9 protein-coding genes and 1 pseudogene are annotated in these 14795 nt (G+C 68.0%); 7 read left to right on the top strand and 3 right to left on the bottom strand.

The genetic code is table 11. The features are described from left to right. Positions 1 to 50: 50 nt before the first annotated feature. The 3 genes from MZV50_RS16270 to MZV50_RS16260 all read left to right on the top strand — a co-directional run bounded on the left by MZV50_RS16270 (position 51) and on the right by MZV50_RS16260 (position 3796). Positions 51 to 1601, top strand: coding sequence for a tryptophan halogenase family protein (locus MZV50_RS16270; protein ID WP_252630349.1), 1551 nt, complete (start codon positions 51 to 53; stop codon positions 1599 to 1601). Next, positions 1594 to 2796 carry a glycoside hydrolase family 27 protein gene (locus MZV50_RS16265; protein WP_252630348.1) on the top strand — a complete coding sequence of 401 codons (1203 nt, stop codon included), beginning with the start codon at positions 1594 to 1596 and terminating at the stop codon, positions 2794 to 2796. Before MZV50_RS16270 ends, MZV50_RS16265 begins: the two co-directional genes overlap by 8 nt. 91 nt (positions 2797 to 2887) lie before the next feature. Continuing rightward, positions 2888 to 3796: an ROK family protein gene (locus MZV50_RS16260; protein WP_252630347.1), complete on the top strand. Its 909-nt coding sequence runs from the start codon at positions 2888 to 2890 to the stop codon at positions 3794 to 3796. Positions 3797 to 3802: 6 nt separating this feature from the next. Here MZV50_RS16260 and MZV50_RS16255 read toward each other — a convergent pair whose 3' ends face one another. Both MZV50_RS16255 and MZV50_RS16250 read right to left on the bottom strand, forming a co-directional pair. Then, positions 3803 to 5008, bottom strand: coding sequence for an ROK family transcriptional regulator (locus tag MZV50_RS16255; protein ID WP_252630346.1), 1206 nt, complete (start codon positions 5006 to 5008; stop codon positions 3803 to 3805). A gap of 187 nt (positions 5009 to 5195) precedes the next feature. Then, positions 5196 to 7988 carry a TonB-dependent receptor gene (locus tag MZV50_RS16250; protein ID WP_252630345.1) on the bottom strand — a complete coding sequence of 931 codons (2793 nt, stop codon included), beginning with the start codon at positions 7986 to 7988 and terminating at the stop codon, positions 5196 to 5198. Positions 7989 to 8357: 369 nt separating this feature from the next. Here MZV50_RS16250 and MZV50_RS16245 point away from each other — a divergent pair, with 369 nt between their 5' ends. The 4 genes and pseudogenes from MZV50_RS16245 to MZV50_RS26735 form a co-directional block, all read left to right on the top strand. Then, the gene (locus MZV50_RS16245; RefSeq protein ID WP_252630344.1) at positions 8358 to 9674 is read left to right on the top strand and encodes an MFS transporter; all 1317 of its coding nucleotides are present in this window, start codon (positions 8358 to 8360) and stop codon (positions 9672 to 9674) included. A gap of 5 nt (positions 9675 to 9679) precedes the next feature. Continuing rightward, a complete protein-coding gene (locus MZV50_RS16240) occupies positions 9680 to 11539 on the top strand; it encodes a hypothetical protein (RefSeq protein WP_252630343.1) in 1860 nt (619 codons plus the stop codon). An 18-nt stretch (positions 11540 to 11557) separates the two neighbouring features. Continuing rightward, the gene (locus MZV50_RS16235; protein ID WP_252630342.1) at positions 11558 to 13057 is read left to right on the top strand and encodes a right-handed parallel beta-helix repeat-containing protein; all 1500 of its coding nucleotides are present in this window, start codon (positions 11558 to 11560) and stop codon (positions 13055 to 13057) included. Between the two features lie 6 nt (positions 13058 to 13063). Then, positions 13064 to 13157, top strand: a pseudogene (locus tag MZV50_RS26735) (hypothetical protein); the annotation flags it as partial. A 12-nt stretch (positions 13158 to 13169) separates the two neighbouring features. On the opposite strand, the gene MZV50_RS16230 reads toward MZV50_RS26735, so the two are convergent. Then, positions 13170 to 14735, bottom strand: coding sequence for a carboxylesterase/lipase family protein (locus tag MZV50_RS16230; RefSeq protein ID WP_252630341.1), 1566 nt, complete (start codon positions 14733 to 14735; stop codon positions 13170 to 13172). Between the last annotated feature and the right edge of the window lie 60 nt (positions 14736 to 14795).

Raw genomic sequence — 14795 nt, 5'->3', positions numbered from 1 at the left:
ACCCCGCCGGCGCCTCGCCGGCGGGGACCTTTTCGAGCAACGAAGGCGGCATGGAAAACGCGAGCAGGATCTCTCACCTCGTCATCGTGGGCGGGGGTACGGCCGGGTGGATGTCGGCGGCGTTCTTCTCCAAGGTCTTCACGCCCCAGCAGATGAAGATCACCCTGGTGGAGTCGGCCGAGATCGGCACGGTCGGGGTGGGCGAGGCGACCATTCCGCCGATCACCTTCTTCAACCAGGTCGTGGGCGTCGACGAGCGCCGCATGCTGTCGTCGACCAACGGGACCTACAAGCTGGGCATCGAGTTCGTCGGCTGGGGCGATCCCGGCGACGCCTATATCCACCCCTTCGGCAACTATGGCCCGCCGATGGACGGGGTGTCGTTCCACGCCTATTGGCTGCGCGCGCGCAAGCTGGGCTACAAGGCCGAGCTTTCCGAGTTCTCGCTGAGCTGTGTGGCGGCCAAGGCCGGCAAGTTCGACTGGCGCGTGGAGGATCCTCGCGACCCGCGCGCGGCCATGGCCCACGCCTATCACTTCGACGCCTCGCTCTACGCCAAGCTGCTGCGCGAGGTGGCCGAGGAACGCGGCGTGCGGCGGCTGGAGCGCACCATCCGGGGCGTGAACCTGGATCCGCTGGACGGGACCATCGCCTCCCTGGCGCTCGACGACGGCGAGACCCTGGAGGGCGACTTCTTCATCGACTGCTCCGGCTTCCGCGGCCTGCTGATCGGCGGCGCCCTGGGCGTCGGCTATGACGACTGGTCGGAGTTCCTGCCCGCCAACCGCGCCGTGGCCGTGCCGTCGGCGCGCTATCAGGATCCCATCCCTTACACCCGGGCCACCGCCGACAAGGCCGGCTGGCGCTGGCGCATCCCGCTGCAGCACCGCACCGGCAACGGCTATGTCTATGTCAGCGACTACATCAGCGACGACGAAGCGGCGGGGACGCTGCTGGACAGCCTGGCCGCTGAGCATCCGGACAACAAGGTCCTGGCCGATCCACGCTTCCTGCGGTTCACCACGGGACGGCGCAAGCAGTCGCGGTTCAAGAACTGCGCGGCGATCGGTCTGTCGAGCGGCTTCCTGGAGCCGCTGGAGTCGACCTCGATCCACCTGATCCAGCACGGCCTGATCAAGCTGGCCGGCAGCTTCCCGCGCGCCAAGAACGATCCGCCCGTCGCCGCGATCTACAACCAGATCATGGGCGAGGAGATGGAGCAGATCCGGGATTTCCTGATCTACCACTACCACGCCAATCGGCGGCTCGGCGAACCGCTGTGGGATCGCATGCGCCACATGGCGATCCCGGACTCGCTGAAGCTCAAGATGGAGCTGTTCCGGACGCGCGGCGCGACGGTCTTCCCTGGCCAGACCATCTTCCAGGAACCCAACTGGCTGGCGATCATGATCGGGCAGGGCGGCGAGCCCGAGAGCTACGATCCCCTGGCCGACCTGATGGACGAGCGCGCGATGGCCGAACGCCTGCAGCACGTCCGCATCGCCTGCCGCCAGGCCGCCGACCGCATGCCCACCCACGCCAGCGTGCTCGAGCGCGCCGCCGCGCCCGATCCCATGAAAGGAACTCCCGTCGATGCCTAGGCCATCCCAGCGTCTGACCGCCATGCTGGCCGCCGCCGCGCTGGTTCTGCCGACCGCCGTGTTGGCCGCCGACAAGGAGCCGCCGCCGCGCGTCGCCAACGGCCTGGCCCAGACGCCGCCGATGGGCTGGAACAGCTGGAACAAGTTCGCCTGTAACATCGACGAGGCCACCGTGCGCCGCGTCGCCGACGCCATGGCCGGTAACGGCATGAAGGACGCCGGTTACCAGTACGTGGTCATCGACGACTGCTGGCACGGGCCCCGCGACGCGGGCGGCTTCATCACCTACGACGCCAAGCGTTTCCCGAACGGCATCAAGGCCCTGGCCGACTATGTCCACGCCAAGGGGCTGAAGTTCGGCATCTATTCGGACGCCGGCCGCAAGACCTGTGGCGGCCGTCCCGGCAGCCAGGGCCACGAGTACCAGGACGCCAAGACCTATGCGTCGTGGGGCGTCGACTATCTGAAGTACGACTGGTGCGAGACCGGTACGCGCAACGCCGAGGAAGCCTACACCCTGATGGCCGACGCCCTGCGCGAAACGGGCCGCGACATCGTCTTTTCCATGTGCGAGTGGGGCACGGCCAAGCCGTGGCTGTGGGCGGCCAATGTCGGCAACCTGTGGCGCACGACCGGCGACATCACCGACAAGTGGGACGGCAAGCACGACTATTCGCTGGGCGTGATGCGGATCGTCGACCTCAACGAGCCGCTCTATCCGTTCGCCGGTCCCGGCCACTGGAACGACCCCGACATGCTGGAGGTCGGTAACGGCGGGCTGACCACGACCGAGTACCGTTCGCACTTCAGCCTGTGGGCCCTGATGGCCGCGCCGCTGATCGCCGGCAACGACGTCGCCAACATGGACCAGGACACCCGCGACATCTTGCTGAACAAAGAGGTCATCGCGGTCAATCAGGACAGGCTGGGCGCCCAAGGCCGCCGCGTCCGCGACGACGGCGACCTGGAGGTCTGGTCCAAGCCGCTGGCCGACGGGAGCCGCGCGGTGATCCTGTTCAATCGAGGGCCGGAGGCCAAGTCGATCGCCGTCGACTGGACCGAGCTGGGCTATCCCGCGACGCTGAAGGCCCGGGTGCGAGACCTCTGGGCCCACAAGGACCTGGGCAAGCAAGCTGGTCGCTTCGTCGCGACGGCGCCGTCGCATGGCGTCGTGATGGTGCGCGTCACCCCCTAGACCCTTTCAAGATCGCGCGCGGCGGAAGCGCGCCTCCTGCATCCACGCGGGCGCCGTGACGCGCGCCGCGACAACGGAATCGAGTGCGAACGTGATTCAGATCGGTGTCGACTTTGGCGGAACGAAGATCGAGGCGGCGGCCCTGGCGCGGGACGGGAGCGTAGTGGCGCGCCTGAGAACGCCCACGCCCGCCACCTATGACGCCGCGCTGTTCGCCGTCCGCGACCTGGTCGAACGGATCGAGGCCGAGGCCGGCCAGCGGGGCACGGTCGGTGTCGGCGCGCCGGGATCGACCTCGCCCCGCACCGGCGTCATGCGCAACGCCAACGCCGTCTATCTGAACGGCCGGACCTTCCGCGAGGATCTTTCCAAGGCCCTGGAGCGTCCGGTCCGCCTGGCCAATGACGCCAACTGCCTGGCCCTGTCCGAGGCGGCCGACGGCGCCGCGGCCGGCGCGCGCGTGACCTTCGCCATCATCCTGGGCACCGGCTGCGGCGGCGGTCTGGTGGTCGACGGACGGCTGGTCGAAGGCGGCGATGGCGTCGCGGGCGAGTGGGGGCACATGCCGCTGCCCTGGCCTGACGCCGAGGAGTCGCCCGGGCCCCAATGTTGGTGCGGCCAGAAGGGCTGCCTGGAGACCTGGGTCTCGGGCACCGGCCTGCGGCGCGACTTCAAGGCCCGCACGGTGCGCGAACTGGACGGGCCCGAGATCGTCGCGGCGGCCCTGGCCGGTGAGCCCGAGGCCAGCGCCGCCTTCGATCGCCTGGTCGACCGCCTGGGCCGGGCCATGGCGGTGATCGGCAACATCGTCGATCCCGACGTCTTCGTCCTGGGCGGTGGTCTGTCGAATGTCGAGGCGCTCTACGAGCGTCTGCCGGCCGTCATCGCGCCACGGGTCTTCTCGGACGGCTGGTCGGCCAGGATCGCGCCGGCGCGCTGGGGCGACAGCTCGGGCGTGCGCGGCGCGGCGCGGCTGTGGTCGCCCGGCGAGGCGGAGTAGGGGCCTCTAGACCTGGTCGACCGTCCGCAGGGCCGAGCGCGAGGGCAGGTGGCGGGCGATGATCGGGATGATCGCCGCGCCCATGGCCGGGGCGTCGGTGGACAGGGCCGCGCGGCGGACCGGGGCCATGGCCAGGGCCAGGCGGCGAGCAGCCAGCTTGTCGTTCACCGCCTGGGCCAGCCGGTCGATCAGCGGACCGGGCAGGCGGCCGCCGATGAACACGGCCTGGGGGTCGATCAGGCAGCTGATCGACACCAGCGGATCGCATAGGCGTTCGGCGGCCTGGTCCAGCCAGGCGTCGATGCGGCTCAGGGCCTCCGACGGCAGGCCGCCCAGCTCGGCCGGATCGCTCGGCGCCAGGTCGCCCAGCGCCTCGTACAGCGACGACAGCGAGAAGAAGTCCTCGATGGTGGCCTCGCCAGACGGATCCGCGGGCAGGAAGCCCAGTTCGCCGCTGCGGCCGTGCGCGCCTCGGAAGTACTCGCCGTCGATCACCAGGCCGCCGCCCAGGCCCGAACTGACCAGCATGTAGAAGAAGCTGCGATTGCGCATGCCATGGCCGAAGTGCAGCTCGCCCAGGGCGGCGGCGGCGGCGTCGTTCTCGACGGTGATCGGCCAGGCGTGGCCTTGCGAGAGCAGGGCGCGCAGGTCGACCGTGTTCCAGGCCTCATAGGCGGCGGGACGGTTGGGCAGGTCGGTCTTGGCCAGGTCGTCCGGTACGGCCACGCCGACGCCGATGATGCGATCGGCCTGGACGCTCCTGAGTCTGCGGAACGCCTTGACGTGCTGGTCGAAGAACGCCGCCACTTCCTCGGGGCCGGCGAAGGCTGCCTCCCGCGTGGCGCGGGCGCGCACCTGGCCGGCTAGGTCCAGCAGCACGATCGTGACGTGATCGCGGTCGATATTCAGCCCGATCGAGTAGCAGCCGTCGGGATTGACCGTGAAGGTCATGGCGGGCTGTCCGCGGTGGCCGTGCAGCTTGCCCGCCTCGGCGATCAGGCCGTCGTCCAGCAGGCGGTTGGTGATGTTGGTGACGGCGGGAACGGTGAGGCCGGTATAGGCGGCGACCTCCTGCTTGGTCTTGGCCAGGCCGACCCGAATGGATTGCAGCGCCACGCGCTGATTGTAGTCGCCGGCGCGCTCGATATTGGTGCCGGACAGGCTGGCGCGGTCGTGGGCGTGGCGGGACCGCCGGTTGGTCTCGTCGAGCATGGTCGCGCGCACTCCCTGGTATTGGAAGCGATACCATCCGGACGGGATTTAAGAAAAGCCGATTTGTTTTTGTTTCCGCTGAACGTCGGAACGACGAAGAAAACGCGCCGCCCCTGGGAGGAGGGACGGCGCGAGGAAGTCTAGGCGGGGGTAGTGGAAGGACGCCTAGAAGCCAGAGGTGGAAAGCCTAGAAGTTGTAGCGGAGGCCGACGATGAACTGGCGGCCGCTGTGGGTGTAGACGTTCAAGCGGTCGCTGTAGCCGACCGACTGGTCGTTGAACTCGTCGGTCAGGTTCACGCCTTCGAGCGAGAGCTTCAGGTTCTCGCGGATGTTCCAGCTGGCCTGCATGTCGACGTTCAGGGTCGATTTGGTGGTCGCGATTATGTTGTTGTCGGCGGCCGGAACCGCGGTGAGGTAGCCGCCGCGATAGGCCAGCGAGCCGCGGACGCTCCACTTCGGGGTCTCGTAGTAGAGCGTCGCATTGGCGGCATGCTTCGACAGGCCGATCAGGTCCTCGACGATGACCGGCCCGCCCGCCGTCGTCGTGGTCGGATAGTCCAGCTTGGAGGCGACGTAGGTGTAGTTGGCGATCACGCCGAAGTGGCTCATCCAGCCCGACAGGAAGGTGAAGGGCTGCTGGGCGTTCAGCTCGAAGCCCTTCAGGTTGCCGCCCTCGGTGTTCACGGGCTTGGAGACATTGAACACCATGTCGGGCGTGGCGCTGGTGCCGGCGATCAGCGAGTCCGGCAGGCCCAGCGTGTTGTAGACGCGCGACTCGCTCAGGGTGGCGACGAAGGTGTCGATCTTCTTGTAGAAGAAGCCGGCGGCGAACATCGCGCCCGAGGACGGATACCACTCCAGCGAGACGTCGAGGTTCTTGGACTGGGTCGGGTTCAGGTAGGGGTTGCCCGAGCTGTAGCTGCGGTTCGAGCCCTGCACCGACACATCGCCGCCGGGGGCCAGCGAGCCGATGCCGGGACGGGCGATCGTCTTGGCGGCGCTGAAGCGGGCCACGAAGGTGTCGGTGACGTCGGCGGCGATGTTGAACGACGGCAGGGTCAGGTCGTAGCCGCGCTTGACGTCGACCCGCTGGACCAGGCCGCCGACGGCGGCGTAGCCGGCCGACTCCTGCTCGGTGTGGACGCGGCGCAAGCCGGCGTCGCCGCGGAAGGGCAGGCCCAGGGCCTCGAAGCGGAACTCGGCCTGGACATAGGCGCCGGTGTCCTGCTCCTCGACCGCGCCGTACTGGCCGCGCGCCGAGCTGTTGTTGGTGCCGGTCAGGGCGTAGATGCCGGTGTTGCTGTAGATGTTCAGCAGGGCGGCGTACTTGTCGATGTCGGGGACCAGCCAGGCGGTGGCGTTGCCGGCCGGCATGCCCAGGCCCTTGCCGAAGCCGCTGAACACCGTGGACACCGAGGCCAGCTCGGCCGGGGTCAGGGTCTGGCTGACGGTCTCGGTGGTCCGGTACAGGCCGTAGCTGTCGTACTCGAACTTGCGCCAGTCGACGCCGGCCTTGAGCTTCAGGTTCTGGTTGGCTTCCCACTCGCCGTAGATCTTGGCGGTCGAGAACTGGTTCTCGACGAAGGTCGGGCGGATGCGGACTTCCGAGGTGCCGTTGATGGCCGACCAGTTGGCCGGATTGGTCGGGTCGAAGCCCAGGTCGATCTTCGGCGCGCCGCCGCCGCGGAAGTCGTAGACATAGTTGGCGGTGTTGGCGCGGTCGAAGGTGACGATCGTCGAGACCGGCTGGGTGAAGGTCGAATCCGCGTAGCCGGCCAGGGCTCCGACCACCACGCGGTCGCCGAAGTTGTGCTTGGCCGACAGGGTGAACTGCTTGAACTCGGTGTTCAGCTCGTCATAGGCCGACTGGGTGCGCATATCGACGTTGTCCATGCGCGCATAGACGAGGTTGCCGTTCTCGACGACGCCGTCGCGGATGATGGTCTGCGGCTTGCCGGTGGTGGCGCGCGACAGGCCGATGGCCTGCAGCTGGGCCTCCTTACGCACGCCGGCCAGATAGGCGTACAGGGCGTCGAAGTTGATCTCGGTGTTGGCGTCGGGCTTGTATTGCAGCGAACCGGCCAGGCCCGTGCGCTTGTTCTTGATGTCGTAGCTGACATAGGCCGGGATGCGCGGGGCGAAGATGGCCTTGGTCGCGTCGGTCTCGTTGATCTGGGCGATCGTGTAGCCGGGGATCGTCGAGGCGCTGTTGAAGCCGCCGTTGCTGCCGCCGGTTGACCAGCGGGTGATGTTGGCGCCTTCCTCCTTGAGGTGGCGCTCTTCGTAGGCGGCCGAGATCAGCACGCCCAGCTTGCCGTCGAAGAAGGTGCGGCTGGCCAGGGCCGAGACGCGAGGCGTCGTCTTCTCGGCGAGGTCGTTGTAGCTGGCGCCGGCCGACAGCACGAGCTGGGGCTTGCGGCTGTCGAAGGCGCGCGAGGTGTTCAGGTCGACGGTGGCTCCCAGCGAGCCTTCCTCGACATCGGCGGAGGCGGTCTTGCGCACCGCGATGCTGTTGAAGAGATCCGAGGCGAAGACGTTGAAGTCGAAGCCGCGGCCACGGTTGGTGCCGCCGCTGTTGGCCGTGCCGCCGGTGGTGGATATGGCCTCCATGCCGTTGATGCGGACGCGGGTGTATTCCGAGCCCAGGCCGCGCACGGTGATCTGGCGGCCTTCGCCGTTGATGCGCGAGATCGAGACGCCGGGGATGCGCTGCAGCGACTCCGCCAGGTTAAGGTCGGGGAACTGGGCGATGTCCTCGGCCTTGATGGCGTCGACCACGCCGCTGGAGTTGCGCTTGATGTTCATCGCGCTCTGCAGGCTGGCGCGGAAGCCCGTGACGACGACGGCCTCGACCTCGTCGGACGCGGGCGCGGCGGCGGGGGCGGCATCCTGCGCGGCGGCGGCGCCGGCCAGCGTCAAGGCCAGGGCCGAAGCGCTGAGCGCCAGAACGGCGCGCGCGGAATTGCGGTTGGTCGACATCATCCCTCCCAGTGCCCGCAGACGCGGGTCTCTTTCGTGCAGAAGGCGGTCGAACCCCTTCTTCGTTGGCTTCAAGATACGGGTGGGTTTTCGTCGAGGGCCAATCCCAATCGGGTATGAACCTATGCGCTTTCGGCACGGATCGAGGGTACGATCGCGCGCAACTGGGCCATTTCGACCGGTTTTCCCAGAAATAGCGCTATCCGTCGGGGCGCCCGGAGCGGGTTTCGATACGGAAGGCGCCTCGATCCATGTCTCGCGTGGATTGGTCGATAGGCGAATTGACTTAGACCTTCGTCACGGGCGCCTCTAGCGTCACCCCGATGGACGCCGACGACAGATCGGCTCTCGAACAGGGAAGAGACGCGGATGACCGACACCACCAAGCGAACGCGGGTGCGCTGGCTGATCATCACGGTCCTCTTCATCATCACCACGATCAACTACGCCGATCGCGCGACCTTCTCGATCGCGGGCCAGTCGGCGTCGAAGGAGCTGGGCCTGGACCCGGTGGCCATGGGCTACATCCTGTCGGCCTTCGCCTGGGCCTATGTGCTGGGCCAGATCCCGGGCGGGGCGCTGCTGGACCGGTTCGGCTCCAAGAAGATCTACGTCATCTCGTTGGTGGTCTGGTCGTTGTTCACGGCGCTGCAGGGCTTCGCCGGCTTCTTCACCGGCCTGATGGCGGCGACCGTGCTGTTCGCCATGCGCTTCGCCGTCGGGTTGGGCGAGTCGCCATCGTTCCCCGCCAACGCCCGCATCGTGGCCGCCTGGTTTCCAGGTTCGGAGCGCGGCACGGCGTCCGCCATCTTCAATTCGGCCCAGTACTTCTCGCTGGTCGCCTTCGCGCCGCTGATGGGTTGGCTGGCCCACACGTTCGGCTGGCGCTCGGTGTTCTGGGTGATGGGCGCGGTGGGCGTCGTGGCGGCGATCTTCTTTGCCAAGCTGATCCACAGCCCGACCAAGCACCCCTGGATCAACAAGGCCGAGTTCGACCATATCGAGGCCGGCGGCGGCCTGGTGCGGATGGAGGAGGCCTCGGCCAGCAACGGCGCGGCCTTCACCTGGGCCAACGTCAAGCAGGTGCTGTCCAGCCGCATGCTGCTGGGCGTCTATCTGGGCCAGTACTGCATCAACGTCCTGACCTATTTCTTCGTCACCTGGTTCCCGATCTATCTGGTCAAGGCGCGGGGCATGTCGATCATGGAGGCGGGCTTCACCGCCGCCGCGCCCGCTCTGGCCGGCTTCGTCGGCGGTGTGTTCGGCGGGGTCATCTCGGACGCGCTGCTCAAGCGCACGGGCTCGCTGGACATCGCCCGCAAGACGCCGCTGCTGCTGGGCATGCTTCTGGCGACCTGCATCATCGCCTGCGTCTGGATCGAGCAGGAGTGGCTGGTCGTCGTGGTCATGGCCCTGGCCTTCTTCGGCAAGGGCGTGGCGTCGCTGGGCTGGGCGGTGGTGTCGGACACCTCGCCCAAGGAGATGGCCGGCGTCACCGGCGGCGTCTTCAACACTTTCGGCAATATCGCCGGCATCGTGACCCCGATCGTCATCGGCTACATCGTCAAGGCGACCGGCTCGTTCGACGGGGCCCTGATCTTCGTCGGCGCGCACTGCGTGATCACCATCCTGGCCTACTTCCTGATAGTCGGGAAAATCCAGCGCCTGGAACTGAAGGCGGCCTGAGCGTGATGACGACCCGCCGTTCCGTCCTGGCCGGTGCCTCGGCCCTGGTCTTCGCCGCCCTGGCGCGTCCGGCCCTGTCTCAAGGCAAGGGGGCCGCGCCGATCCTGTCGGTCTCCACGCCGATGGCGCCGCCCGAATGGGCGCTGCTGCAGCGCGAGCTGCTGAAGGCCAACGAGGAGGCCTGCGCGGCCTTTTTCGCCCGCTATTTCGACGAACGCGGCTGGCTGCGGGCGGTCGAGCGCTGGGGCGCCAATGACGGCCCCGACGACGCCATCGAGAACGTCAACGACTGGCCGACCCTGCATGCGCTGGGCGCGGGCGATCAGGTCCTGGCCATGGCCAAGAAGGCCTTCGACGGCAATGTCGCCCAGTACACGGCGGCCAAGACCAAGGACGTGCCGTTCGCCCGCGAGGGGATGTACTTCCGCGAATTCCCGGTCATGACCGACTGGCAGCACCTGTCCGAGGGGCTGTCGGTGTTCAACCTGCTGGGCCTGTCGGACCCCAACGACCCCACGTATCGCGCTCGGGTGAAGCGTTTCTCGGGCTTCTATACCGGCGAGGACAAGGCGGTCCCCAACTACGATCCCAAGCTGAAGATCATCCGCAGCATGATCACCGGCAGCAAGGGGCCGATGCTGCGTCCGGCCACGCCGCTGGATTGGGCCGGCGACCGGTTCGACCCGACCCACTTCTTCATGGAGCATGGCGAGAGCACCTACGAAGAGACGCTGCATCACTACGACGAATACGGCGACGTGGTCGGCGACGCGCCGCTGAACCTGCAGGCCACCAGCCTGGTTCTGAACGCCTACATGCTGGATCACGAGCCGAAGTACCGCGACTGGATCGTGAGTTACGTCGACGCCTGGATCGAGCGGGCCAAGGCCAATGGCGACGTCCTGCCCAGCAAGATCGGCCTGGACGGCAAGATCGGCGGACCCAAGGGTCAGTGGTGGAGCGGGACCTATGGCTGGGGCTTTTCGCCCGTGGTGCCGCAGACCGGCAAGCGCGAGGATCGCAACCGCGTGCCGCGCGCCGTGGTCGGCTTCCTCAACGCCTATCTGCTGACCGGCGACGACAAGTATCTGGACGTCTGGCGTCGCCAGAACGACGTGATCAACGCCCAGAAGAAAACGGTCGACGGCAAGGTCATGACCCCGCGCATGTACGGCCCCAAGGGCTGGTACGGCTATGCGCCCGGCGAGTACCGGCTGAACGGCCTCGAGATCTGGTACATGTCGCAGAAGGCCAGTGACCGGGCCCGCGCCGCCGACCATCCGTGGGTCTCGTACCTGGAAGGCAAGGACCCTGATTATCCGGTCGCGGCCCTGCGCAAGGACCTGGAACGGGTCCGCGCCCGCGCCCAGGCCCAGCGCGACGACAAGACCACCCCCGACACCCGCCTGGCCGACGCCACCCTGGACATCAACCCGGCCAGCGTGACGGCCCTGATCCATCTGATGGAAGGGGGGATCAACATCGCTCGCCCGGCCTGGTCGGGGACCTCGCCGTCACAGGGCGGGGCGCTGCGCTATGCCCGGTTGCGCTGGTTCGATCCCGAGCGCCGCCGCGCCGGCGTTCCGCCCGACGTCGCGGCGCTGGTCGAGAAGCTCTCCGAGGACGAGACAGTGGTGACCTTGGTCAACACCAACCCGGTCGCGGCGCGCACCGTGACCGTCCAGGGCGGCGCCTATGGCGAGCACCAGATCCTGAGCGTGGCGCTGGGCGAGGGGGCGGCGACGCCGGTCGGCTCCTCGGCGTTCACGCTGCGTCTGGCGCCCGGCGCCGGAACGCGGCTGACCTTCAAGATGAAGCGCTATACGAACGCCCCGACCCTGAGCTTCCCCTGGGACCGGGTCTAGTTTCGTAAGGAGACGTCGATGATCGGTACTTGGGCCTTCCTGGCGCTCGCCTTGGCGCAGACGCCCGACCCGAAGCCGATCGCGGCCGTCGCCACCGGCGGTCCCGCCGCGACGGGCGCCGAGACCATGTTGTTGCTGGTCGACCGCGAGGCCGATGACGAGGCGAAGGGTTCGTTGCGCTGGGCGATCGCGACCAGCAACGCCGAGCCTGGCCGCTACCGCATCGAGATCGCCGCGCCCGCCATCGTGCTGAAGTCGGCCCTGCCGGCGATCAAGGGGCCCGTCTCGATCGAGGGTCAGGCCTTCGCGCGCTCGGGCGGCCACAACGTCGTCGATGGTTCGGGCTACCTGCCGCGCGACCTCAAGTCCTGCCCGGGCATGGTCCCTGGCCAGTACGGGACCAATGTCCGCACCGCCAGCAATCCCGGCTTCGCCCTCATCGACACCAAGGGCGTGACGCTGCGCGGCCTGGAGATCCGCAACTTCTGCATCGGCGTGCTGATCCTGCGCACCGCCAACGCGGTGATCGTCGACAACCGCATCGTCCGCAACATTGGCGGCGCGGGGGTCATGCTTAGCGGCGACGACGGCAAGGGCGGCTCGACCTCGAACACCACCCTGGACAACAAGGTCCTGCGCAACACCTTCCTGGAGAACGGCGACGGGCTGGAGCTGACGCGCGGCGCGGCCTTCAACCTGATCGCCGACAACCTCTTCGACGGCGGGACCGACAATCTGGAGCCCTCGCAGGGGATCGAGATCCTGTGGGGCAACGACAACACCGTCGTGCGCAACCGCTTCGTCCGCTATTCGGACGGCCTGCAGTCGAACTGGGGCGCGCGCAACTACATCGGCGCCAACACCTTCGAGGGCAACGCCTTCGGGATCAGTCTGACGGGCGCGGGCAACATGGTCGAGGGCAATACGATCCGCGGCAACGGGATCGGCATCGCCGTGCGCCCGGAAGCCAAGGTCGCGGCCAACCGGATCAGCCAGAACAGCATCGCCGGCAATGGTCTGCCGATCTTGCGCTGCTCGGCCGGCGGCTCGTGCGATCCCAAGCTGGCGCGCGGCGGCATCGTGATCGGCCCGCCGGGCCTGGAACACGCCAGCTTCGTGGGCTCGCGCGGCATGGGCGTGGTGTTCGACAAGGCCGGGGCGGCGACGATCTGCCTGAACCAGGACGACGCCGCCAACTGTCATGCGCAACCGCAGTTCGGCTTGGCGCCGCCCCGTCTGACCTCGGTCCGCGCCGCCGCTGGAAAGCTGGCGGTGACGGGGGCTTTGCAAGGCCCGCCGGCCAGCTTGGTCACTGTCGAGATCTTCGCCGGCAGAGCCGGAACCTCGGAGGGCGAGCGCTATCTGGGATCGATTCAGGCTGTGACCGATGGCCTGGGCGATGCGATCTTCGCCGGCCAGGTCGAAGGCGCGGCGGCCGACTCGGCGATCACCGCGACCAGCACGACAGCGGCGGGCGCAAGCTCGGCGTTCTCGAAGACCGTGGCGGTGGCGCGGTAGCGCCGAGGAGCCGTCCTCGCCCTTCGACAAGCTCAGGGTGAGGACTATTTTCGAGGCCGTTCAATAGGAAGCTCACCCTGAGCTTGTCGAAGGGCGAGGTTCCGCTAGGCGCCTACGTCCCTTCCTTCATGAACGGCGCGACCGCGAACAGCTCGCGCTCCGCCTTGCGGGGATCATCCACCATCGCCGAGGCCTCGTTGATCACCAGGGTCGACCGCCGTGGCAGCGTATACTTCTCCCACGCCGGGATCGCCGCGCCGTTCGGGTCGCCCGTCCGCGCGAAGTTGACGAAGGCCGCGCTCATCTGATCGCGCACCTTCTGGGCCGCCGGACCCGTCCCGGTCATCGAGCCCTTGGCCCCCAGCGTGCCGAACACCAGGGCGATGTCGTAGCTATGGTAGGCGCCCATCTTCGGATCGGTCTGGGCGCCGAAGTCCAGCTGGTACATCCAGGCTGGCGCGTCGATCTGGGCCCGCCGCTCGGCCTGGATCAGGTGGCCCGGCCACGAGCGGCCGGCCGTCGTCGCCGCGAAGAACACGTCCGACGGTTTGTAGTTCGGATAGAGCTCGCGATAGCGGGCGATGACGTGCTCGGGCGCGACGTCCAAAACGAGCTCGTTCTCCATACGGCCCGGCAGTTCCTCCCAAGTGAGGGCGAAGTTCTTGGGATCCCCGCCCAGGAAGGCCTTGGTCTCGTCGTGGGTGTTGCCGATGATCATCGGGATGTGGCCGCTTTCGCGCGGGGCGTCCGGATAGAACGGGTGACGAGCCAGCACGCCGTGGTCGACGACCGACCAGAAGACGATGCCGCCCTTGCGCTCCAGCGGGTCGCGCATCTTCAGCGCCTCGACCAACTGGCCGGCGGGCAGGGTCTTGAGGGCCTCGGTCTGGTCGGGCTTGAGGCCCAGCTTCTCCATGAAGGCGCGGGCGCGGATCGTGGCGTGGATCGGACCCATGGCCGTGACGTGCTGGCCGCTCATGGTCGCGACCTTGTGGTAGAGGCCCGCCGCCTTGGGCATGGCCATCAGGGTGACGCACTTGGCCCCGCCGCCCGACTGACCGAAGGTCATGACATTGCCGGGATCACCGCCGAAGGCGGCGATGTTGTCGCGCACCCACTGCAGGGCCAGGATCAGGTCGAGATTGCCGACATTGCCGCTGTCGGCCAGCTCCGGCCCGCCCAGCCGCGCAAGGTAGGCGTAGCCGAAGCAGTTGAGACGATGGTTCACCGTCACCACCACGACGTCATAGGTCTTGGCCAGCCAGGTCCCGTCGTACAGCGGGCTGGAGCCCGAGCCGTTCGCGTGGGCCCCGCCGTGGACATAGAACATTACCGGCCGCGCCTTCCCGTCGGCCAGGCCAGGCGTCCAGACATTGAGGAACAGACAGTCCTCGCTGGTCCCTTCGTCGATCTTGCTCTGCGGGCTGGCCGGACCGTAGGCGAGGGCGTCGGCGATCCCCTTCCACGGCTGGGCGGCCTGCGCCGGCTGGAAGCGGCGCGGGGCCGTGTCGGCGCCGTAGCGGACGCCCTTGAACACCTTGATCCCGTCGACGTCGGCGCCGCGCACTCGGCCGGCGGTGGTCGTGGCGACTGGCGCGGCGCGGCCGGCGGCGTTGACCCTCGGGGCGACGGAAAGCGCGGCGGCTGCCGCCAGTACGGCGCGGCGATCGAGGGTCATTTTGTCTCTCCCAAGTCTTGTCGTCGTTGGGCCAGGGCCCGCCGAGAGGGAGAGACGCCG

This window comes from Caulobacter segnis, assembly GCF_023935105.1.
Lineage (GTDB): Bacteria > Pseudomonadota > Alphaproteobacteria > Caulobacterales > Caulobacteraceae > Caulobacter > Caulobacter segnis_B.
The sequence above is the reverse complement of the archived record's forward strand: the minus strand, read 5'-3'. Positions and strand labels throughout refer to the sequence as shown.